The organism is Pseudooceanicola sp. LIPI14-2-Ac024, from assembly GCF_042188925.1.
Lineage (GTDB): Bacteria > Pseudomonadota > Alphaproteobacteria > Rhodobacterales > Rhodobacteraceae > Pseudooceanicola.
In genome coordinates this window covers 536,619-557,196 of the sequence record NZ_CP170102.1, presented here as the reverse complement: position 1 = coordinate 557,196, position 20,578 = coordinate 536,619, and the positions used below count along the sequence as shown (strand labels likewise).

21 protein-coding genes are annotated in these 20,578 nt (G+C 68.2%); 13 read left to right on the top strand and 8 right to left on the bottom strand.

The genetic code is table 11. The annotated features are described in order from the left end of the window. Positions 1-138: 138 nt before the first annotated feature. Complete coding sequence (gluQRS, locus tag ACE2AC_RS02705; protein ID WP_375690593.1) at positions 139-978, top strand: tRNA glutamyl-Q(34) synthetase GluQRS; 840 nt, start codon at positions 139-141, stop codon at positions 976-978. Here gluQRS and hisI read toward each other — a convergent pair. Further along, positions 975-1,334 (bottom strand): phosphoribosyl-AMP cyclohydrolase, encoded by a 360-nt coding sequence (gene hisI, locus ACE2AC_RS02700; RefSeq protein ID WP_375690592.1) that lies wholly within the window; start codon positions 1,332-1,334, stop codon positions 975-977. The genes gluQRS and hisI overlap by 4 nt on opposite strands. 68 nt (positions 1,335-1,402) lie before the next feature. Here hisI and ACE2AC_RS02695 point away from each other — a divergent pair, with 68 nt between their 5' ends. Together ACE2AC_RS02695 and ACE2AC_RS02690 are read left to right on the top strand one after the other, a co-directional pair. Then, positions 1,403-1,855 carry an iron-sulfur cluster assembly scaffold protein gene (locus tag ACE2AC_RS02695; protein WP_375690591.1) on the top strand — a complete coding sequence of 151 codons (453 nt, stop codon included), beginning with the start codon at positions 1,403-1,405 and terminating at the stop codon, positions 1,853-1,855. A gap of 54 nt (positions 1,856-1,909) precedes the next feature. Beyond that, complete coding sequence (locus ACE2AC_RS02690) at positions 1,910-3,316, top strand: methyl-accepting chemotaxis protein (RefSeq protein ID WP_375690590.1); 1,407 nt, start codon at positions 1,910-1,912, stop codon at positions 3,314-3,316. 653 nt (positions 3,317-3,969) lie between these two features. On the opposite strand, the gene ACE2AC_RS02685 is transcribed toward ACE2AC_RS02690, so the two are convergent. The 5 genes from ACE2AC_RS02685 to ACE2AC_RS02665 form a co-directional block, all read right to left on the bottom strand. Continuing rightward, on the bottom strand, positions 3,970-4,092 hold the full coding sequence (locus ACE2AC_RS02685; RefSeq protein WP_375690589.1) for a hypothetical protein: 123 nt from the start codon (positions 4,090-4,092) through the stop codon (positions 3,970-3,972). A 107-nt stretch (positions 4,093-4,199) separates the two neighbouring features. After that, positions 4,200-6,284 (bottom strand): ATP-dependent DNA helicase RecG, encoded by a 2,085-nt coding sequence (gene recG, locus ACE2AC_RS02680; RefSeq protein ID WP_375690588.1) that lies wholly within the window; start codon positions 6,282-6,284, stop codon positions 4,200-4,202. Beyond that, complete coding sequence (ligA, locus tag ACE2AC_RS02675) at positions 6,281-8,530, bottom strand: NAD-dependent DNA ligase LigA (protein WP_375690587.1); 2,250 nt, start codon at positions 8,528-8,530, stop codon at positions 6,281-6,283. Before ligA ends, recG begins: the two co-directional genes overlap by 4 nt. Positions 8,531-8,635: 105 nt before the next feature. After that, positions 8,636-9,352, bottom strand: coding sequence for a response regulator transcription factor CtrA (gene ctrA, locus ACE2AC_RS02670; protein ID WP_375690586.1), 717 nt, complete (start codon positions 9,350-9,352; stop codon positions 8,636-8,638). Between the two features lie 101 nt (positions 9,353-9,453). Then, positions 9,454-9,747: a DUF1153 domain-containing protein gene (locus tag ACE2AC_RS02665; RefSeq protein ID WP_375690585.1), complete on the bottom strand. Its 294-nt coding sequence runs from the start codon at positions 9,745-9,747 to the stop codon at positions 9,454-9,456. 142 nt (positions 9,748-9,889) lie between these two features. On the opposite strand from ACE2AC_RS02665, the gene mnmA reads away from it, so the two are divergent. Beyond that, on the top strand, positions 9,890-11,032 hold the full coding sequence (gene mnmA, locus ACE2AC_RS02660; protein ID WP_375690584.1) for a tRNA 2-thiouridine(34) synthase MnmA: 1,143 nt from the start codon (positions 9,890-9,892) through the stop codon (positions 11,030-11,032). 60 nt (positions 11,033-11,092) lie between these two features. Next, a complete protein-coding gene (locus ACE2AC_RS02655) occupies positions 11,093-11,911 on the top strand; it encodes a zinc-dependent peptidase (protein ID WP_375690583.1) in 819 nt (272 codons plus the stop codon). A 9-nt stretch (positions 11,912-11,920) separates the two neighbouring features. Here ACE2AC_RS02655 and ACE2AC_RS02650 read toward each other — a convergent pair whose 3' ends face one another. Together ACE2AC_RS02650 and dksA are read right to left on the bottom strand one after the other, a co-directional pair. Beyond that, complete coding sequence (locus tag ACE2AC_RS02650) at positions 11,921-13,129, bottom strand: FAD-dependent oxidoreductase (RefSeq protein ID WP_375690582.1); 1,209 nt, start codon at positions 13,127-13,129, stop codon at positions 11,921-11,923. Between the two features lie 96 nt (positions 13,130-13,225). Continuing rightward, on the bottom strand, positions 13,226-13,648 hold the full coding sequence (gene dksA / locus ACE2AC_RS02645; RefSeq protein WP_375690581.1) for an RNA polymerase-binding protein DksA: 423 nt from the start codon (positions 13,646-13,648) through the stop codon (positions 13,226-13,228). A 229-nt stretch (positions 13,649-13,877) separates the two neighbouring features. Here dksA and ACE2AC_RS02640 point away from each other — a divergent pair, with 229 nt between their 5' ends. The 8 genes from ACE2AC_RS02640 to ACE2AC_RS02605 all read left to right on the top strand — a co-directional run bounded on the left by ACE2AC_RS02640 (position 13,878) and on the right by ACE2AC_RS02605 (position 20,578). Beyond that, positions 13,878-14,717 (top strand): AAA family ATPase, encoded by an 840-nt coding sequence (locus ACE2AC_RS02640; RefSeq protein ID WP_375690580.1) that lies wholly within the window; start codon positions 13,878-13,880, stop codon positions 14,715-14,717. An 89-nt stretch (positions 14,718-14,806) separates the two neighbouring features. Beyond that, on the top strand, positions 14,807-15,262 hold the full coding sequence (locus ACE2AC_RS02635; RefSeq protein ID WP_375690579.1) for a GNAT family N-acetyltransferase: 456 nt from the start codon (positions 14,807-14,809) through the stop codon (positions 15,260-15,262). Next, positions 15,262-16,638, top strand: coding sequence for a DUF2927 domain-containing protein (locus tag ACE2AC_RS02630; RefSeq protein ID WP_375690578.1), 1,377 nt, complete (start codon positions 15,262-15,264; stop codon positions 16,636-16,638). The genes ACE2AC_RS02635 and ACE2AC_RS02630 overlap by 1 nt, the downstream gene beginning before the upstream one ends. A 2-nt stretch (positions 16,639-16,640) precedes the next feature. After that, positions 16,641-16,808: a hypothetical protein gene (locus tag ACE2AC_RS02625; RefSeq protein WP_375690577.1), complete on the top strand. Its 168-nt coding sequence runs from the start codon at positions 16,641-16,643 to the stop codon at positions 16,806-16,808. After that, complete coding sequence (locus ACE2AC_RS02620; RefSeq protein WP_375690576.1) at positions 16,809-17,993, top strand: VWA domain-containing protein; 1,185 nt, start codon at positions 16,809-16,811, stop codon at positions 17,991-17,993. It begins immediately after the preceding gene. Between the two features lie 61 nt (positions 17,994-18,054). Next, entirely contained in the window at positions 18,055-18,717 is a 663-nt protein-coding gene (locus ACE2AC_RS02615; RefSeq protein WP_375690575.1) for a DedA family protein, read from the top strand. Between the two features lie 39 nt (positions 18,718-18,756). Further along, on the top strand, positions 18,757-19,455 hold the full coding sequence (locus ACE2AC_RS02610) for a M48 family metalloprotease (protein ID WP_375690574.1): 699 nt from the start codon (positions 18,757-18,759) through the stop codon (positions 19,453-19,455). Between the two features lie 115 nt (positions 19,456-19,570). Then, entirely contained in the window at positions 19,571-20,578 is a 1,008-nt protein-coding gene (locus tag ACE2AC_RS02605; RefSeq protein WP_375690573.1) for an LLM class flavin-dependent oxidoreductase, read from the top strand.

The following is a 20,578-nucleotide window of genomic DNA, read 5'->3' as shown; positions in this document are numbered from 1 at the left end:
TTGACGGGCCGGGCGTCATGCGGTTCTAATTTCCACGCCCGCTGTGCAACGGTCCGGTGACAGTTCCGGTCACCGCCCTGCGCGACCGGGCGACCGCACCGTTCCGCCCCAGCCCGATCCGCCCGCGTCCGAGGCCCCGTGACCTTCGCCACCCGTTTCGCCCCTTCGCCCACGGGTCCGCTGCACCTGGGCCACGCCTATTCCGCCATCCTCGCCCATGACATGGCGCGGGCGGCGGGCGGGCTGTTCCACCTCAGGATCGACGACATCGACCAGAGCCGCGCGCGCCGCGAATGGGATGCGCAGATCCGTGACGACCTGGCCTGGCTGGGCCTGACCTGGGACAGCCCGGTCGAGCGCCAGTCGACCCATTTCGGCAGCTACCGCGCCGCCATCGACGCGCTGGCCGCGCGGGGCCTGGCCTATCCCTGTTCCTGCACCCGCCGGGATATCGAGGCCGCGGCCTCGGCCCCGCAAGAGGGCGCGCCGCAGTTCGGGCCGGATGGACGGATCTATCCCGGCACCTGCCGCGGCCGCCCGATGTCCGGAGCACGGGACAGCGATGCCATCCGCCTCGACCTGTCGCGCTGCACCGCGCCGGAGCTGGCGTTCACGGAAACCGGCCCGGCCCATGCCGGGACGCACATCGTCACGCTGGACGCCCTCAAACGCGACGTCGGGGACCCGGTGCTGGCACGGCCCAACATGGCGGCCTCCTACCACCTGTCGATCGTGCTCGACGACGCGGCGCAGGGGATCACCCATGTCGTGCGGGGCGAGGACCTGTTCGAGGCCACCTGGATCCAGCGCCTTCTGCAGCACCTGCTGGACCTGCCGACACCGACCTATCACCACCACGCGCTGATCCGCGACGACACGGGCAAGCGGCTGGCCAAGCGCGACGATGCCCGAGCCATCGCCAGATATCGCGACGAGGGCGCGACGCCCGCAGACATCCGCCGGATGGTCGGGCTCTAGACCATCGGCTCCATCACGATGGTTTCGCCCGCTTCGGTGACGGTGGTGTAGAAGCAGCTGCGCCGGTTGGTGTGACAGGCCGGCCCCTCCTGCCGGACCTGCATCAGCAGGCAGTCGCGGTCGCAATCGACCCGCAGCTCCACCAGCTCCTGCACGTGGCCCGAGGTCTCGCCCTTGCGCCACAGCTCCTGCCGCGAGCGCGACCAGTAGGTCACGCGCCCGGTGCGCAGGGTCTCGGCCAGCGATGTGGCGTTCATCCACGCCATCATCAGCACCTCGCCGCTGTCGGCGTCCTGCGCGATGGCGGGGATCAGGCCCGCGGCGTCGTATTTGAGAGAGGCAGGATCGAAAGCCACGGCGAAAACCCTTTTGCATCGGTGGACGGATCACCTATCTAATCAGGCGACACCCGAAAGGAAATCCCATGACCGGCGAGAGCGACCTGATCAAGCTCTACTCCAACCGCATCCTGGCCCTGGCCGCGGACATCCCGCGTCAGGATCGCCTCGACGCGCCCGACGCCACGGTCAAGCGCCGCGCGCCGCTCTGCGGATCGACGGTGACGGTGGACCTCAAGGTCGAGGACGGGAAGATCGCCGATTACGGGCAGGAGGTGCGCGCCTGCGCCCTCGGCCAGGCCGCTGCCAGCGTGGTCGGCAGCGCCATCGTCGGCTGCACGCCCGACCAGGTCGTCGCCGCGCGCGACGCGCTAAAGGCGATGCTGAAGGACGACGGCCCGACCCCGCCCGCCCCCTTCGAGGGGCTCGAGGTGCTGCGCCCGGCGCAGGACTACCGCAACCGCCACGCCTCGATCCTGCTGTCGCTCGAAGCGGCCTGCGAGGCGCTCGAGCAGGTGCGCCGGAGCGACTGCGCTTAACCGGCTGTTCGGATCTGCCCCGCTATAGAGCCCCCGTTGGCTCTGCGAGGCGCGATGAAACCTGAACCCGTTCTCAAGGCAGAGGCGCCCGCCGGCGGGCGCCGCGACCGGTTGGCGAAATCCGCCTCGTCACTCGGGCGCGAGGTGGTGGATTTCGCGGGGTTCCTCGAACGGCTCGACGCCGACGGCAAGCTGCAGATCGAGGCGCTGGACCAGCTGTCCGAGAACGCCCGCCACATGACCCAGATCAACGCCGCCGTGGCCGAGTCGCTGCAGGTCCTCGCCGCCTCGGTCGAAGAGGCGCTTGGCGTGCTGCACGACACCCAGGGCGGGATGGAACGCACCGTCACCGTGACCCGGCGGATGCGCGAGCAGTCCCAGACCATGGAACGCCAGCAGGTCGAGATCCAGCCGGTGATCGACGCGGTCCAGACCAACAACGAACAGATCCTCGCCATCGCCGCGCAGGTGAACATGCTGGCGATCAACGCCAAGATCGAAGCCGCCCGCGCGGGCGAGGCCGGGCGCGGATTTTCCGTGGTCGCCGACGCCATCAACGAACTGTCCGCCCGAACCGGCGAGGCGGCGCAGGACGTCACCCGAAATGTCGCCAACCTGACCAAGTGGATGGAACGGATGCAGGGCGACACCGCCCAGATGACCGACACCATCCGCGAGGTCGGAACCCTGGGCGAGACCGCGCATGAGCAGATGCAGGATGCCGTGGTCCGGATCCGCGGCGCGGGCGAACAGGCGCAGCAGCTGAACGACAATTCCGCGGCGACACGCGAAAAGGTGGCCGCATTTCCCCCTGCCCTCAGCCGGATCTGCGACCTGGTGACGAACGGGGTCGCCGGGCTCGACACCGCCAGCCGCCGCCTGACCCGGCTGATCGACCTGTCGGAAACCCTTGTGCAGGACAGCGTGGCGCTTGGCGGCAGCTTTGCCGACGCGCCCTTCATCGCCGCCGTCCAGCAACGCGCGCAAGAGATCGGCGCATGTTTCGAGGCCGCGCTGGACGATCACCGGATCACCATGGCGGATCTCTTCGACACCAACTATCGCCCGGTCCGGGGCAGCGACCCGCCCCAGGTCATGGCCCGCTTCACCAAGTTCACCGACACCGTGCTGCCGCCGATCCAGGAACCCGCACTCGACCTCGACCCGCGCGTCGTCTTCTGCGCGGCGGTGGACCGCAAGGGCTACCTGCCGACACACAACCGCAAGTTCTCTCAACGGCCCGGCAAGGACCCGGTCTGGAATGCCTCCCACTGCCGGAACCGGCGCATCTTTGACGACCGCGTGGGGATGAAGGCCGGGACCAACACCGAACCCTTCCTGCTGCAGGTCTATCGCCGCGACATGGGCGGCGGGGAATTCGCGCTGATGAAGGACCTCTCGGCCCCGATCATCGTCAAAGGCCGGCACTGGGGCGGGTTGCGGCTAGCCTACCGGTTCTGAAGGGTCGGGCTCCGGTCGGCAGGCGGATGACACTGGGTATGTGTGCGGCGGGCTTCGGAATGGCCCTCAAAGCTGGCGTGCGATCACCCATCCTCCCGGGAATGGAGAGCCTACCGGGGCAAGGTGCGCGGCGCTGACTTCAAGAAGGGGCAGATGGCCATTCGGTGAAACCGCTGGAGGTCCGGGAGAGCCGATGTTTCGGGCAAGCCAGCCGGCGGTCTGCATCGCCCTGCGCCCCTATGCGGTACGGCACCTTTATTGGTCGCAATCGGGCGATCCGCTCCCCACCCCGCATCCCGCAGTGGCCTCATGCGATACGTCGCATTCACCAGTCGCATTCGGTCGTCCCCCGGCCCCGCATCCCGTCGTCGCCTCATGCGACACGTCGCATTCACCTGTCGCGGCCGGGCGGTCCACCCCGCCCAACCCTTCCCGCACGCCAACGCCACCGCGCCCCCAAGCGCCCCCAAGAAAAACCGCCGCACTTCTTGGGGGAAGGCGGCGGTCAGTGATGCGGGGTCCCGTGCGGGACAGGAAGGCGCCGGGGAAAGAGGCAAGCCGGCAATCAAGGACAGGCATCCAGGGCGTCAGCCGCGGTTGGGGACGCGGCGGGACAACGCGAGCCTTCGGTCACGGTTTCCGCAGGCAGAATCTCAGGTCAGGCTGGGAAGGTAGAGCGCGCCCACGAGGAGCAGCATCAACGACGCGGCACCGATGGCATCCTGCAGCAGCGTGGCGCGGGTGCGTTTCGCGGTCGTCATGATCTGGTTCAGCATCTTGGACTCTCCCGTCAATCAGCGTTGTTGCCACTTTGTTCTCATATACCGCCGCGTCAGGCAAGAACTTTTTGAGAACATTTGAGAACAAATTGAAACGCTACGGGCTAACCCACTGAAATCAGGCGGATCGCCTCGTCCTGCCCCATCAGCCAGAGAAGAACGCGCGCCGCCTGTCCGCGGTGCCCGTCCAGCGTGGGATCGCCCTCGAGCAGCGCGCGCGCATCGCTCTGCGCCACCTGCATCAACGCCGCATGCCGCTCCAGGTCGGCGACCCGGAACCGTGGCAGGCCCGACTGCGCCACCCCGATCACGTCACCCGCCCCCCGCATCTGCAGGTCGACCTCGGCGATGCGAAACCCGTCCTCGGTCTCGCGCAGAAGCGACAGCCGCCGCTCCGCCGTTTCGCCCAGGGGCGCCGCGTAGAGCAGCAGGCAGGTCGATTGCGCCGCGCCGCGCCCGACGCGGCCCCGCAACTGGTGCAACTGCGCCAGGCCAAAGGTCTCGGCCCGTTCGATCACCATGATCGAGGCATTCGGCACGTTGACCCCGACCTCGATTACCGTGGTCGCCACCAGCACGCTGGTCTCGCCCGCCACGAAGCGCGCCATGGCGGCGTCCTTCTCGGCCCCCGGCATCTGGCCGTGCACCAGCCCGACGACCCCCTCGCCAAGCGCCGCGCGCAGCATGCGGAACCGGTCCTCGGCGGCGGTCAGGTCGCTCGTCTCGCTTTCCTCGACCAGCGGGCAGACCCAGTAGGCCTGCCGCCCCTCGGCCACCGCGCGGCGCAGGTGGTCCACCACCTCCTCCAACCGGCCAAGCGACACCAGCGCCGTGGTCACCGGCTGCCGCCCCGGCGGCTTCTCGTCCAGGACCGAGACATCCATGTCGCCATAGCTCGCCAGCGCAAGGCTGCGGGGGATCGGCGTCGCCGTCATCACCAGCACGTCGGGCGCCTGCCCCTTGCGGCCCAGCTCCATCCGCTGGCGGACGCCGAAGCGGTGCTGTTCGTCGATCACCGCCAGCCGCAGGTCGTGGAACGCGACCTCGGCCTGGAACACCGCGTGGGTGCCGACCAGGATGTCGATCCGTCCCGCCGCCAGGTCCTCGAGCAGGGCACGCCGTTCCGCCCCCTTGGCCCGCCCGGTCAGGCAGTCCACCCGGACCCCCGCGGCGGCGGCCAGCGGCCCGAGGCTCTCCAGGTGCTGACGCGCGAGGATCTCGGTCGGCGCCATCATCACGCCCTGCCCGCCCGCCTCGACCGCGGTGAGCAGCGCCATGAACGCCACCAGCGTCTTGCCCGCGCCCACGTCGCCCTGCAGCAGCCGCGACATGCGTTCGCCCTGCGCCATGTCGCCCGCGATCTCGGCCACCGCGCGCGTCTGCGCGCCGGTCGGGGCATAATCGAGCGATTTCAGAACCTTATCCCGCAACCGCCCATCCCCCTGCGTCACCCGTCCCTTGCCGCGCCGGACGTTGCGGCGGGCCAAAGCCAGGGTCAGCTGGTGCGCAAAGAGCTCGTCATAGGCCAGCCGCTCGCGGGCCGGGTCATGGTCGCTGACCGCGCCCTCGGGGCTGTGCGCCTCGACCAGCGCGGCGTGCCAGGCGGGCCAGGCGGCGGTGCGCACCTGCGACGGGTCGATCCATTCGGCCATCTCCGGCGCGCGGGCCAGCGCTCCCTGCACCGCCTTGGTCATCACCCGCTGGGTGATCCCGTGGGTCAGCGGATAGACCGGCTCGAAATCCGGGATCTCGTCGGCCTCGTCGAGCGGCAGCACGTGATCGGGGTGCGGCATCTGCGCCATCCCGTCGAACACTTCCAGCCGCCCCGAGACCAGCCGCCGCGACCCTTCGGGCAGCAGCTTCTTCAGGTAGTCGCCACGGGCGTGAAAGAAGACCAGCATGAAGTCGGTCTCGGCATCGGTGACCATCACGCGGTAGGCGCCGCCGCGGTTGCGCGCCGGGCGGTGCGCGCCGACCTCGACCTCGACGGTGGCGACGGCGGGCAGGTCCAGCCCCCGGATCGTGGTGCGGCGGCGGCGGTCGATCACGCTGTGCGGCAGGTGCAGCAGCAGGTCGCGCGGCTTCGCGATGCCGATCTGGGCAAAATGCTGGGCGGTCTTCGCCCCCACGCCGGGCAGCGTCTCGAGCTCCGCGAACAGCGGAAAGAGGATCTCGGGCCGCCCGCTCATCCCGCGCCGATGAGGGCCAGCCAGCCGTCTTCGTCGAGGGTCTGGATGCCCAGTTCCGCCGCTTTCTTGGCCTTCGACCCCGCGCCCGGCCCCGCCACCAAGATGTCCGTCTTGGCCGAGACCGAGCCCGAGACCTTGGCGCCAAGCGCCTCGGCCCGCGCCTTGGCCTCGTCCCGGGTCATCTTTTCCAGCTTGCCTGTGAAGACCACGGTCTTGCCGGCAACCGGGCTGTCGGTGTTCGCGGGCCCGGCGGTTTCGAGGATGTCGAGCTTGCCGGCGAGCCGGTCGATCGACGCCCGTTCGGCGGCCTGCGCAAAGGTGGTGACGAGCGAGACGGCCACGGTCGCGCCGATCCCCTCGATCCCGACGAGGTCGTCCCAGGCCGCGCGCGCCTCGGCCGCGACCCCGGCGGTGTCCCAGGCCGCGTCGCGCACCGGCTTGATCTGCGCGCGGCGGCCCGCCTCGGACGCGGCGCGGCGTTCGGCGGCCTCGGCCTCGTCGGCCATGACGTGGGCCTCGGCGGCGGGGCGGGCTGTATCGACGGCCTCCACCAGCGCGGACCAGCTGTGGAAATGCCGGGCCAGGTCACCCGACACGACCTCACCCACGTGGCGGATGCCGAGGGCAAAGATCACCCGCTTCAACTCGATCCGGCGCCGCTCCTCGATCGCGTCGAAAAGGTTCTCGGCGCTCTTGTCGCCCCAGCCTTCGCGGTTCTTCAGCTGCTGGAGGCCGCTGCCGTAATTCTCTTTCAGATCAAAGATGTCGGCGGGTTCCCTGATCCAGCCGTCGCGGTGGAACTGTTCGACCTGCTTTGCGCCCAGCCCCTCGATGTCGAGGGCCTTGCGCGACACGAAATGGATCAGCTTCTCGACCGCCTGCGCCGGGCAGATCAGACCGCCGGTGCAGCGGCGGACGGCGTCGCCCTCTTCGCGGATCGCGGCGGAACCGCATTCCGGGCAGACCTCGGGAAAGGCGTAGGGCACGGCATCGGCGGGACGCTTCGACAGGTCCACGTCGGCCACCTTGGGGATCACGTCCCCGGCGCGGTAGACCTGCACCCAGTCGCCGCCGCGGATGTCCTTGCCGCCGCGGATTTCCTCACCACGGGAATCGAACCCGGCAATGTAGTCCTCGTTGTGCAGCGTCGCGTTCGACACCACGACCCCGCCCACCGTGACCGGCTGCAGCCGCGCCACGGGCGACAGCGCGCCGGTGCGGCCGACCTGGATGTCGATGGCTTCGAGCCAGGTCCAGGCCAGTTCGGCCGGGAACTTGTGGGCCAGCGCCCAGCGGGGGGTCGTCGCGCGGAACCCCAGCCGCTCCTGCAGGGCCAGGTCGTCGACCTTGTAGACCACGCCGTCGATGTCGTAGCCGAGCGTCGCGCGCATCTCTTCGATCTCGCGGTAATGCTCCAGCATCTCGGCCGGGCCGTCGCAAAGCCGGGTCAGCGGGTTGGTCTGGAACCCAAGGGCGGACAGCCGGTCGATCGCCCTCATCTGCAAGTCGGCCAGCGGCTCCGACACCTCGCCCCAGGCATAGGCAAAGAACTTCAGCGGCCGGTCGCGGGTGATCTGGGCATCGAGTTGGCGTAGCGATCCGGCGGCGGCGTTGCGCGGGTTGGCAAAGGTCTTGCCGCCCCGTTCTGCCTGGCGCTCGTTGAGCGCCGCGAAATCGGCGTGGCTCATGTAGACCTCGCCGCGCACCTCCAGCACGGCGGGCGCGCCGGTCAGCTCCTGCGGAATGTCGGCGATGGTGCGGGCATTGGCGGTGACGTTCTCACCGGTTTCGCCGTCGCCCCGTGTCGCGGCCTGGATCAGCACGCCATCCTCGTAGCGTAGCGACAGGCTGAGCCCGTCTATCTTGGGCTCGGCGGTGAATTTCAGCGGCGCGGCGCGCCCGAGGTTCAGGTAGCTGCGCACCCGCTCGTCGAAGGCCGCGACATCGCCATCCTCAAAGGCATTGCCCAGCGACATCATCCGGACCGCATGGCGGATCTTGGAGAACCCCTCAGCCGGCGCCCCGCCCACCACGTCGCTGGGGCTGTCGTCGCGCTTCAGGTCGGGAAACCGTTCCTCGATCTCGAGGTTCCGGCGTTTCAGCGCGTCGTAATCCGCATCGCTGATCTCGGGCGCATCGTCGGTGTGATAGGCCGTGTTGGCACGCGTCAGCGCAGCAGCCAGCCGCTCCAGTTCCGCCCGCGCCTCGGCGTCGGTCAGTGTTTCGACTGGCGTGTCGTCTGCCAAGGCGCCTGCCCCCTGATTCCGCGGCGGGGCCTTATGCCCCTCATCGGGCCAAGTGATAGGCAAGCAGGCAAAGCGCGTCCATACCGCTCGCGCCCCGGTGCGGGATCAGGCGCCGAGCGCCACCCGTTGGTCGTCCATCTGCTCGGGCTCGGGATCGCGCAGGACATAGCCGCGGCCCCAGACGGTTTCGATGTAGTTGTTGCCGCCCGTGGCGGTCGACAGCTTCTTGCGCAGCTTGCAGATGAAGACGTCGATGATCTTCAGCTCAGGTTCGTCCATGCCGCCGTAGAGGTGGTTGAGAAACATTTCCTTGGTCAGCGTCGTGCCCTTACGCAGGCTCAGCAGTTCCAGCATCTGGTATTCCTTGCCGGTCAGATGCACCGCCTTGCCGCCCACCTCGACCGTCTTGGCGTCGAGGTTGACCGCGACTTTGCCGGTCTTGATGACCGATTGCGAATGGCCTTTCGACCGGCGGATGATCGCATGGATCCGCGCCACCAATTCCTCGCGGTGGAATGGCTTTGTCAGGTAATCGTCGGCGCCGAACCCGAACCCCTTGATCTTGTTCTCGGTATCGTCGGCGCCCGACAGGATCAGGATCGGCGTTTCGATCTTGGCCATGCGCAGCTGGCGCAGGACGTCGTGGCCGTTCATGTCCGGCAGGCCCAGGTCGAGCAGGATCAGGTCGTAATCGTAGAGCTTGGCAAGGTCGATGCCCTCTTCGCCCAGGTCCGTCGTGTAGACGTTCAGGTTGGCATGCGTCAGCATCAGTTCGATGCTTTTCGATGTCGTCGGGTCGTCTTCTACAAGCAGGACACGCATCCCTGATCTCCATTCGCGATGTTCACGCCTTGGAAACGTGACGGGAAATGGTTAACTCTACGTTACCGAATGGCGATTAATCCGGCAATTCCCCAGATAAGTTAATCGGGTTCTTCATTGTTATGGCGGAATTTCTGCAGCGCGGTGGCTTTCAACGCCTCTTCGCCATGCTCGGTCACGGCGCTGACCCAGTGCATGAACTCCTCCCGGCTGAGGCCGTAGCGCGCCAGCGCCTCGTCCTGCGAAATCAGGCCATAGACCACGCCCCGCACCACGGCCAGCTTGCGCGAGGCGACCCATCGCCGGGTGTCCTCGGCCGGCAGGTCGGCGCGGGTCATCACGCTGCCGTCGGCCAGCGTCACGGCCCTTGGCCCGTGAACCTTCTTGAGATACATGGCGACCCGTCCCGGTACTACACCGCCCCAGAATTCCGGCAGCGGTTTAACGCGGGATGAAACGGCGGGTTGTTAGTATCTCGCATTTTCCTATATTCTCGACAGCTTCCGCTGCCCCAGACCCGCCCGCAAGGAGGCCCCGATGGCCCTCGACGACACCAAGCCCCTGAATTCCCTCGGCTTCGCGAAACCCCCGTCCGAAACGCGGGTGGTCGTGGCGATGTCGGGCGGCGTCGATTCCTCGGTGGTGGCCGCGATGCTGGCCGAGGAAGGCTATGACGTCGTCGGCGTGACCCTGCAGCTCTACGACCACGGCGCGGCGCTGGCGAAAAAGGGCGCCTGCTGCGCCGGGCTCGACATCCACGACGCGCGCCGCGTGGCCGAAGAGATGGGCTTTCCGCATTACGTCCTCGACTACGAGAACATCTTCAAGGACGCGGTGATCGACGAATTCGCCGACAGCTACCTGGCCGGGGCGACGCCGGTGCCCTGCATCCGCTGCAATGAGCGGGTGAAGTTCAAGGACCTGCTGGAAACCGCCCGCGACCTTGATGCCGACTGCATGGCGACCGGCCACTACATCCAGCGCAAGATGGGCGCCGCCGGGGCCGAACTGCATTCGGCCGCCGATGCGAACCGCGACCAGAGCTATTTCCTGTTCTCGACGACGCCGGAACAGCTCGACTACCTGCGCTTCCCGCTGGGCCACCTCGCCTCCAAGGCCGAGACCCGGAAACTGGCGGCCCGGTACGGCCTGTCGGTGGCCGACAAGCCCGACAGCCAGGACATCTGCTTTGTCCCGAACGGCAACTACGCCAGCGTGATCGAGAAACTGCGCCCCGGCGCGGCGGAACCCGGGCAGATCGTGCACGCGGACGGCCGCGTGCTGGGTGAGCACAACGGCGTCATCCACTACACGATCGGCCAGCGCCGCGGCCTCGGCATCGGCGGGCTCAGCGATCCGCTCTACGTGGTGAAGCTCGACGTCGACAACCGGCAGGTGGTGGTCGGCCCGAAAGAGATGCTGGCCACCCGGATCGTTCCGGTGCGCGAGGTCAACTGGCTGGGCGACGGCGCCTTCGACAGCACGGCCGAACGGCACGTCTCGGTTAAGGTCCGCTCGACCCGCCCCCCGCGCGAGGCGATCCTGCGGCCGACCTCCGCGACGACCGCCGAGGTCGAACTGCTGACCGCCGAGGAAGGCGTCTCGCCGGGCCAGGCCTGCGTGTTCTACGAAACCGGCGGCTCGCGCATCCTGGGCGGCGGCTGGATCCACAAGGGCTGACCCGCCCGGCACCGACCAGGGTGTGACACCGGGCCGGGCCCGGGTGCGAGGGGCGCGCGGATGACGATCTTCCTTGGCATTCTTCTGGTCGCGGCGCTGGCCGCCGTCCTCTGGACCCGGCGGCAGGGCAGCACCCGCGCCCGCCTGCTGGCCACGCCGCTCACCGATCACGAACGCGCCGTGGTGGCGCAGCAGGTGCCGCTGACCCGCCGGCTGCCGGCCGAGTTCCGCGAGGGGTTCGAGGGCAGGATCAACCGCTTCCGCGACCAGGTGGATTTCATCGGCTGCGACGGGCTCGACGTGACCGAGGAGATGGAGCTGTCGATCGCCGCGCAGGCCGCCCTTCTCGTTGTGGGCAGCGGCGCCTGGTACGACACGCTGCGCACCGTGCTGATCTATCCCGGCGCCTTCACCTCGCAGCGGACCGAACACAACGGCTACGTCGTGACCCGGCGCCAGGTCGCGCGCACCGGCGAAAGCTGGGCCCGCGGGCCGGTGGTCCTGTCCTGGGCGCATTCGCGGCAGGGCGCGATGAACGAGCGGGACGGGCACAACGTCGTCTTCCACGAATTCGCCCATCAGCTCGACGCGCTCTCGGGCCAGACCGACGGGGTTCCGGTGCTGGCCCGCGACCAGTCCTATGCAGACTGGGACCGTGCCTTCGCGACGGCCTATGCGCGTCACGTCCGGCAGGTGCAGGCGGGGCACCGGACGGTCATCGACCCCTACGGCGCCGAGGGGCGCGAGGAATTCTTTGCCGTGCTGGTCGAGGCGTTCTTCGAGAAACCGGGAACGCTCCGGCGCGAGGAGCCGGCGATCTACGACCAGATGTCCCGGCTTTTCCGGCTGTCCCCCGACGAATGGCCCGTGCGCGGCTAGGCCGCGCCGCTACTCGGCCACCTCGGGCACCGGCGTTTCGACCATCGCGCCGCCGGTCACGTCGTGGCGGTAGATCCAGTCGAACTGGCGCACCATCGCGCCCGGCGCGATCCGTCCGCCGAGGCGCAGCGCCATGTGCCCGGCCATCCGCAGCGGCGGCAGGCTCAGGTGATACTTCCACGCATTGCGCGACGCGGCGGCGACGATCCGGGCCGCCCGGTCGCGGCGTGCCGCCTGGTATCCGGCCAGCGCCGCCGGCATTGTGTCGGCCATCGCCAGCCGGTCGGCCAGCACCCAGGCGTCCTCGAGCGCGAGGCAGGCGCCCTGCGCCATGAACGGCAGCGTCGGGTGGGCCGCATCGCCCAGAAGCGCGACGCCCTCGCCCTGCCAGTCCCGTGCCACCGGGTGGCGGAATAGGCCCCAGCGGTGCACCGTCTCGACGCGGGACAGAAGCTCCCGCACCTCGGGGCCGAAACCCGCGAAGAGCGCGCGGAGCGCGGCCGGGTCGCCTTCCTGCGACCAGCCCTCGTCGGTCCATTGCGGCGTTTCCTCGACCGCCACGATGTTGCGTTGCGTGCCGCCGCGCAGCGGATAGGTCACCAGGTGCCGCCGCGGCCCCATGTAAAGGCGCACCTCGGGCGACGGGTTGCCGGTCTCGGGCAGCACCGCGCGCCAGGCGACCTGCCGGGTGAAGGTGGCGGCACTGCCTTCGTTCAAGGCGGGCCGGACCTTGGAGTGCAGCCCGTCGGCGCCGATCACCAGGTCGGCCTTCAGCCGGGCGCCGCTGCAGGTGTCGATCACCGGCTCGGGCCCGGGCTGGACGCGGTCGACCTTGTGCAGCAGCCGCAGCCGGACCCCGGCGGCGCGGGCCCCGTCGGCCAGCACCTCGATCAGGTCGGCGCGGTGCACGCAGTAATGCGGCTGGTCGGCGGCGTGACGGGCCAGGTCGAGGCGCAGCACCTCGTCGTCACCGGAGTCGCGCAGCGAAATCGCGCCCGCCCGCACCGCGCGGGTGGCGATCAGCGCCTGGTCGAGCCCAAGCGCCCGCAGAACCGCCACGCCGTTGGGCGACACCTGCAACCCGGCGCCGACTTCACGGATCTCGGGGGCCTGTTCCAGCACGGTCACCCGCGCGCCGCGCAGGGCAAGGGCCCGCGCCACGGCGAGGCCCCCGATCCCGGCCCCAACAACCGCAACTTTCAGTTGATTCAGATCCATAAGCTATCAAGACACCAAAACGCGCCGGTGCGGAAGCCCGACGCGCTTTTTATTTTGCTATTCCAGTGGCGTGCCTTTCGCGGCTCACCCCCTGCGTCAATCGTCGCGGTGAACCTTCTCGCGGCGCTCGTGACGCTCCTGCGCCTCGAGGCTCATGGTCGCGATCGGACGGGCGTCGAGACGTTTCAGGCTGATCGGTTCGCCGGTGACTTCGCAATAGCCGTATTCGCCCTCGTCGATGCGCCGCAGCGCGGAATCGATCTTGGCGACCAGCTTGCGCTGACGGTCACGGGTGCGCAGTTCGAGGGCGCGGTCGGTTTCCTCGCTGGCGCGGTCGGCAACGTCGGGGATGTTCCGGGTGCTGCCCTGCAGACCTTCGATGGTCTCGCGGCTGTCCGCCAGCAGGTCTTCTTTCCAGGATAACAGTTTTCTTCGGAAGTATTCGAGCTGCCGCTCGTTCATGAAAGGTTCGTCCTCTGCAGGCCGGTAATCATCAGACAGAAACGTTTCCGCTTTCATGCACAAGGCTCCCTCAAAAACGGCCAAACACGTCGCTTTCGGAGTCTCGAAAGGCCGCTGGCCACCCCTGAGGAGGCGTCTACTCTTTTCGATTAGCCTTGTCACTACACAAAGCAAGAAAGGATTAACCGTCGAAAGGTTCACACACCTGCCGAACGGCTGGTGATTGATTGCGGAGCACTTCGAACGCCTTTAGGCTCCTGCCGGACCACAGAGGATAGGGCCTATCATGAAGTTCGAGGGAACCAAGGACTACGTTGCCACCGACGATCTGACCGTCGCGGTGAACGCCGCCGTGACGCTGGAGCGTCCGCTGCTCGTGAAGGGCGAGCCGGGCACCGGCAAGACGGAACTGGCGCGGCAGGTGGCCTCGGCGCTCGGGCTCGAGATGATCGAGTGGAACATCAAGTCGACCACCAAGGCGCAACAGGGCCTCTACGAATACGACGCCGTCTCGCGCCTGCGCAACTCGCAACTGGGCGAGGAGCGGGTGCACGACGTGAAGAACTACATCCGCAAGGGCAAGCTCTGGACCGCCTTCGAGGCCGACCAGAAGGTCGTCCTGCTGATCGACGAGATCGACAAGGCCGACATCGAGTTTCCCAACGATTTGCTGCAGGAACTCGACAAGATGGAGTTCCACGTCTACGAGACCGGCGAAACCGTGCGCGCCCGCCAGCGCCCGATCGTGATCATCACCTCGAACAACGAGAAAGAGCTGCCCGACGCCTTCCTGCGGCGCTGCTTCTTCCACTACATCCGCTTCCCCGACATGCAGACGATGAAGCAGATCGTCGAAGTTCATTACCCCGGCATCAAGGAAGCGCTGCTGACCACCGCGCTCACCCAGTTCTTCGAACTGCGCGAGACGAGCGGCCTCAAGAAGAAGCCCTCGACCTCCGAAGTGCTCGACTGGCTCAAGCTCCTGCTGGCCGAGGACCTGACGCCCGAGGACCTCAAGCGCGACGGCGCAAACGCCCTGCCCAAGCTGCACGGCGCCCTTCTCAAGAACGAGCAGGACGTGCACCTGTTCGAGAGACTGGCGTTTATGGCACGCGGGCAAAGATAATCCCGGCCGGCCGGTCCGCCTTTGTTGCCTGCAGGTAAATTTACTGTTTGGCTGTCAAAAAACAGGCAGAAGCAGGCAAGAGGCACCGGATGAGCGACCGCACCGTGATCGTGCGCCCGATAGAGGCGTCGGACCGCCAGGCGTGGGAACGCCTGTGGGACTCCTATCTGGCGTTCTACAAGACCTCCGTGACCGACACGGTGAAGGCATCGTCCTTCGCGCGGCTGCTGGGGGATGATCCGCACGACTTCCACGGCCTGATCGCCGAGGTTGACGGCACGCCCGCCGGCCTCGTGCACTATCTCTTCCACCGCCACGGCTGGAAGGTCGAGAATGTCTGCTACCTGCAGGATCTCTATGCCGACCCCGCCGTCCGCGGCACCGGCATCGGCCGCGCCCTGATCGAGGCGGTCTATGCCGCCGCCGACGCTGCTGGCGCGCCCTCGGTCTACTGGCTGACGCAGGAAGATAACGACACCGCCCGCCAGCTCTACGACCGGATCGCCGCCAAGACCGACTTCATCAAGTACCAGCGGGTCCTGTGATGCGCTGGCAGTTCGCGGCGACCGTCATCATGGCCCTGGTGGGCTGCCAACCCGCCCCGCAGTCCGAGGTGCCATCGCGCGCGGCGATGGCGGGCAGCGCGGCGCGCCTGCCGCCGATGAAGATGTTCGCCGACCGCCCGGCCGCGACCGATCCAGTCACCGCCAGCAACGATGACATCGCCCGCGACTTCCTCGACCTCAGCTTCAAGCTGGAATCGGGCCGCGACCTGCCGGTCCTGACCCGGTTCGAGGGGCCGATCACCGTGCGCCTGGCCGGAACCCCGCCCGCCGGCATCCGGACCGAGCTCGACCGCGTGCTCGGCCGCCTCCGGCGCGAGGCCGGGCTCGACATCCGCTCCACCTCGAGCGGCGGGGCCAACATCACGATCCAGTCCGTCAGCGGCGACCAGATCCGGCGCTACCTGCCGCAGGCCGCCTGCTTCGTGGTCCCGAACGTGTCGAGCCTTGCGGAATACAACCGCGTCCGGCGCGGCGACCAGACCTCGTGGAGCGATCTCAAGACCCGCGAGCGCATCGCCATCTTCGTGCCGAACGACGTCAGCCCGCAGGAGGTCCGCGACTGCCTGCACGAGGAACTGGCCCAGGCCATCGGCCCGCTCAACGATCTCTACCGGCTGGAATCCTCGGTTTTCAACGACGACAATATCCACACGGTGCTGACGCCCTTCGACATGCTGATCCTGCGCACCTACTACGCGCCGGAACTCCAGAGCGGCATGTCCCGCTACGAGGTCGAGCGCGTGCTGCCCGAGATCCTGTCGCGCCTGAACCCCGCCGGAGACCGCCGCCCGTCGCGCTGGCTGTCGGAAACGCCGCGCGACTGGATCGAGGCGATCCAGACCGCGCTCGGCCCCGGCACCCGGCCCGAAGCGCGGATGCGCGCCGCCACCCGCGCCCTGCGCACCGCCGAGAGCGAAGGCTGGGACGACCACCGCCTCGCCTTCTCGCACTATGCCTATGCCCGGCTGGTGCAGGCCAGCGACCCGCAAGAGGCGCTGCGCCACTACCGCTTTGCCGATGCGATCTATGCCCGCCGCCCCGAGACGGCGATTCACCGCAGCTTCGTGCGCGCGCAGCTCGCCGCCGACGCCCTGTCGCGCAATTCCGGGGACCAGGCGCTCGGATTCCTGCGCGGCCAGCCCGAACTTGCCCAGAAATATGAAAACGCGGCCCTGCTCGCCTCGCTCATGATGCTGCAGGCGCAGGCGCTTGACGCGACGGGACGCGGCGACGCGGCGCAGGCGATCCGGCGTGACTCCCTCGGCTGGGCGCGCTACGGGTTCGGCCCCGACTGGGCTGTGCGCGCGAAACTTTCCGAGATCGCGATGCTCAGCCCGTCCCAAACCGGAGGCTGAACATGCTGGTGATCATCGAACTCGTCGTGGGTGCGCTCTTCGGCGCGTGGCGTGCGAAATCGCGCGGTGGCAAGCGTGCGGACGTTTTGCAATACGCAGCGGTCCATGCCATGCTCTTTGGAATTGCAGGGCTCTTCGCGACCCTCTTCCTTCATCGCATCCTGGTCTGAATGTTCATTCCCTTCTTTGAAAACCTGCGCAAACACGGTGTCCCGGTCACGCTCCGCGAATACCTGACCTTCCTCGAAGCGACCCGCGCCGGTCTTGCCACCTACGATGTCGAGGCGTTCTACTACCTCGCCCGCACCGCGATGGTGAAGGACGAGCGCAACATCGACAAATTCGACATCGCCTTCGCCAAGACCTTCGAGGGGCTCGAGAACATCAGCTTCGACCAGGTGATCGAGGCGGTCCAGCTGCCGGCCGAGTGGCTCGAGCAGATGGCCGAAAAGCACCTCACCAAGGAAGAGATGGACGAGATCAAGGCCCTCGGCGGGTTCGAAAAGCTGATGGAGACGCTCAAGCAGCGCCTGCAGGAGCAGAAGGAACGTCACGAGGGCGGATCGAAATGGATCGGCACCAAGGGCACCTCGCCCTTCGGCGCGCAGGGCTACAACCCCGAGGGCGTCCGCATCGGGCAGGAGAAATCCCGCCACCAGCGCGCGGTCAAGGTCTGGGACAAGCGCGAGTTCAAGAACTTCGACGACACCGTCGAACTGGGCACCCGCAACATCAAGATGGCACTGAAACGCCTGCGTCGCTGGGCCCGCGACGGCGCGCACGACGAACTCGACCTCGACGGCACCATCCGCTCCACCGCCGAACACGGCTACCTCGACGTGCAGACCCGGCCGGAACGGCGCAACGCGGTCAAGGTGCTGCTGTTCCTCGACGTCGGCGGCTCGATGGACCCGCACGTCAAGGTGATGGAAGAACTCTTCTCGGCCGCCAAGACCGAGTTCAAGCATCTCGAACACTTCTACTTCCACAACTGCCTCTACGAGGGCGTGTGGAAGGACAACCGCCGCCGCTGGTCCGACCAGACCCCGACCTGGGAGGTGCTGCGGACCTACGGCCACGACTACAAGGCGATCTTTATCGGCGACGCCTCGATGTCGCCCTACGAGGTCGCCTATCCCGGCGGCGCCAACGAACACTGGAACGAGGAATCGGGCGAGACCTGGCTCAAGCGCGCGCGCGAGCAATGGCCCGACAACATCTGGATCAACCCGGTGCCGCGCAAGTACTGGGGCTACACCCAGTCGATCAAGATGATCGGCGAGATCTTCGAGAACCAGATGTACCCGATGACCCTCGAAGGCCTGGCCGAGGGCATGAAGGAACTGACCCGCTGAGGCGCCGGCTGGGACGGAATGTCATCTTTCCCCGCGCGGTCCCGGACGGTGTAACCGGCGCATGACCTTTCCGGCCACGCCCCGTCCCGCCCTGCCCGACCCGACCGTCGCCGACCCGCCGCCCGAGGAATGGCTGCTCGAGGCACTGACGCTGCACGGCCCCGTCGTGCTCTTCGTCGTCTGCATGGCCTCCTGCCTGGCACTGCCGGTGCCGGCCTCGCTGGCGCTCATCACCTCGGGCGCGATCGCGGCGGCGGGCGGGCTGCCGCTCTGGCAGGTCGCGCTGGCGGGCCTGGCGGGCGCGCTGATCGGCGACCAGCTCGCCTATCTCGTCGGCCGCGCCGGCCGCGCGCCCCTGGTGCGCTGGATCGACCGGCGCGAGGCCCGGCAGAAGGCCCGCGCGCGGGCCGAGGCCTGGATCGCCCGGCACGGCGGCCCCGGCGTCCTGCTCAGCCGCTGGCCGGTCTCGCCGCTCGGGCCCTACGTGAACTTCGCCGCCGGAGCCGCCGCGTTCTCCTGGCCCCGCTTCACCGCCTGGGGCGCGGCGGGCGAGGTGATCTGGATCGGCATGAACATCGGCGCGGGCTACGTCTTTGCCGACCCGGTGATCTGGATCGCCATGGCCGCGCAAGAGGCGATCAGCCTCGTCCTCGCGCTCGCCGTGCTCCTCGCGCTCGGCTGGGGCCTGCGCCGCCTGCTCCGCCGCAACAGCCCGGCCGAATGACCGCTTGCCGCCCCGCGTGACAGGACCCATATCTTCCCCATGCTCCGGCTGACCCCGATCCTGCTGGCCATCCTCTACGGCCTCATCGCCTACCGCTTCTCGGTCTGGCGCACGCAGAAGGAATTGGACGCCCGCTCGACCGAGCTGGCCGATCCCAGGATCCTCGCCGTCACCGCCCGGCTCGCCCGCGCGCTCGACCTGCCCCGAATCCGCGTCCACATCTACGAGATCGACCCCGTCAACGGCCTCGCCGCCGCCGACGGCCGCATCTTCATCACCCGCGGCTTCTACAACCAGTTCCGGCAGGGCAACGTCACCGCGGACGAGCTCGGCTCCGTCATCGCCCATGAACTGGGCCATGTCGCCCTCGGCCATTCCCGCCGCCGGATGATCGACTTCTCGGGCCAGAACGCGCTGCGCACCGCGCTTGGCCTGATGCTGGCGAAACTGATCCCCGGCATCGGCATCATGATCGCCTCCGCCGTCACCTCGATGGTCGCCGCGCGCCTGTCGCGCTCCGACGAATACGAGGCCGACGCCTATGCCGCGGCCCTGCTGACCAAGGCCGGGATCGGCACCGCCCCGCAGAAATCGCTCTTCGAGAAGCTGGGCCAGCTCACCGGCGGCCGCCGCGGCGCGGTCCCGGCCTGGATGATGAGCCATCCCGACACCGGCCAGCGCATCGCCGCCATCGACAAGCTCGAAGCCGGCTGGGCGAAGAAGGATCACCTCACCTGACCGCTTGCGCGGCCCCGCGCCTCCGCACAGCCGCCGCCCGGTCCATCGCATCCCCGCACTTGCCCTTGGCCGCCGGAATCCCTTCATTAACCCAACCGCGATGAAAGGACGGCCCATGCGTTACTCCCTCCTCGACCTCTCGCCCATCTCCGAAGGCCACGACGCGGCCGAGGCGATCGCCGCCTCCGTCGCCCTTGCCCAGACCGCCGAGGCCGAGGGCTACCAGCGCTTCTGGCTGGCCGAACACCACAACATGCCCGGCATCGCCTCGGCCGCGACCTCGGTCCTGATCGGCCATGTCGCGCAGCAGACGAAAACGATCCGCGTCGGATCCGGCGGCATCATGCTGCCGAACCATTCGCCGCTGGTGATCGCCGAACAGTTCGGCACGCTCGCCACCATGTTCCCGAACCGCATCGATCTCGGCCTCGGCCGCGCGCCCGGCACCGACATGGAAACCGCCCGCGCCCTGCGCCGCAACCTGCAGGCCCCCGACACCTTCCCGCAGGACGTGGTCGAGCTGATGGCCTATTTCGGCGATCCCGAACCCGGCCAGCGCCTGCACGCGATCCCCGGCGAGGGGACGAAGGTGCCGCTCTGGATCCTCGGCTCCTCGCTCTACGGTGCCCAGCTCGCCGCGCATCTCGGCCTGCCCTATGCCTTCGCCTCGCATTTCGCGCCCGACGCGCTGGAACAGGCGACCGAGGTCTACCGCCGCACCTTCCGCCCGTCCGAATTCCTGGCCGAGCCGCATTTCATGCTGGCCGTCAACGTCTTCGGCGCCGACACGGTGGACGAGGCCAAGTTCATCCGCACCTCGGCCCAGCTCGCGATGATCAACCTGCGCTCGGGGCGCCCCGGCAAGCTGCCGCGCCCGGTGGAACGGATCGAGGATCACGCCGACGCCGGCATGATCCGCATGACCGACATGGGCGGCCGGATCCGCGCGGTCGGCGACAAGCCGCAGGTGCAGGCCCAGCTTTCGTCGCTGATCGACCGGCACCAGCCAGACGAGGTTATCCTGGCCGGCCACATCCACGATCCCGCCGCCCGCCGCCGCTCGTTCGAGATCGCGGCCGCCGCCCTGCGCGACCTCGGCTTCGAAGCCGCCTCCGCCGCCTGA

Bases quoted from the DNA above. Each gene is read 5' to 3' on its own strand.
- ACE2AC_RS02695 (WP_375690591.1), top strand. From the start codon at position 1,403: ATGACCGGCGAGAGCGACCTGATCAAGCTCTACTCCAACCGCATCCTG.
- ACE2AC_RS02690 (WP_375690590.1), top strand. From the start codon at position 1,910: ATGAAACCTGAACCCGTTCTCAAGGCAGAGGCGCCCGCCGGCGGGCGC.
- ACE2AC_RS02685 (WP_375690589.1), bottom strand. From the start codon at position 4,092: ATGCTGAACCAGATCATGACGACCGCGAAACGCACCCGCGCCACGCTG.
- recG (WP_375690588.1), bottom strand. From the start codon at position 6,284: ATGAGCGGGCGGCCCGAGATCCTCTTTCCGCTGTTCGCGGAGCTCGAG.
- ctrA (WP_375690586.1), bottom strand. From the start codon at position 9,352: ATGCGTGTCCTGCTTGTAGAAGACGACCCGACGACATCGAAAAGCATC.
- ACE2AC_RS02665 (WP_375690585.1), bottom strand. From the start codon at position 9,747: ATGTATCTCAAGAAGGTTCACGGGCCAAGGGCCGTGACGCTGGCCGAC.
- mnmA (WP_375690584.1), top strand. From the start codon at position 9,890: ATGGCCCTCGACGACACCAAGCCCCTGAATTCCCTCGGCTTCGCGAAA.
- ACE2AC_RS02655 (WP_375690583.1), top strand. From the start codon at position 11,093: ATGACGATCTTCCTTGGCATTCTTCTGGTCGCGGCGCTGGCCGCCGTC.
- ACE2AC_RS02650 (WP_375690582.1), bottom strand. From the start codon at position 13,129: ATGGATCTGAATCAACTGAAAGTTGCGGTTGTTGGGGCCGGGATCGGG.
- dksA (WP_375690581.1), bottom strand. From the start codon at position 13,648: ATGAAAGCGGAAACGTTTCTGTCTGATGATTACCGGCCTGCAGAGGAC.
- ACE2AC_RS02640 (WP_375690580.1), top strand. From the start codon at position 13,878: ATGAAGTTCGAGGGAACCAAGGACTACGTTGCCACCGACGATCTGACC.
- ACE2AC_RS02635 (WP_375690579.1), top strand. From the start codon at position 14,807: ATGAGCGACCGCACCGTGATCGTGCGCCCGATAGAGGCGTCGGACCGC.
- ACE2AC_RS02630 (WP_375690578.1), top strand. From the start codon at position 15,262: ATGCGCTGGCAGTTCGCGGCGACCGTCATCATGGCCCTGGTGGGCTGC.
- ACE2AC_RS02625 (WP_375690577.1), top strand. From the start codon at position 16,641: ATGCTGGTGATCATCGAACTCGTCGTGGGTGCGCTCTTCGGCGCGTGG.
- ACE2AC_RS02620 (WP_375690576.1), top strand. From the start codon at position 16,809: ATGTTCATTCCCTTCTTTGAAAACCTGCGCAAACACGGTGTCCCGGTC.
- ACE2AC_RS02615 (WP_375690575.1), top strand. From the start codon at position 18,055: ATGACCTTTCCGGCCACGCCCCGTCCCGCCCTGCCCGACCCGACCGTC.
- ACE2AC_RS02610 (WP_375690574.1), top strand. From the start codon at position 18,757: ATGCTCCGGCTGACCCCGATCCTGCTGGCCATCCTCTACGGCCTCATC.
- ACE2AC_RS02605 (WP_375690573.1), top strand. From the start codon at position 19,571: ATGCGTTACTCCCTCCTCGACCTCTCGCCCATCTCCGAAGGCCACGAC.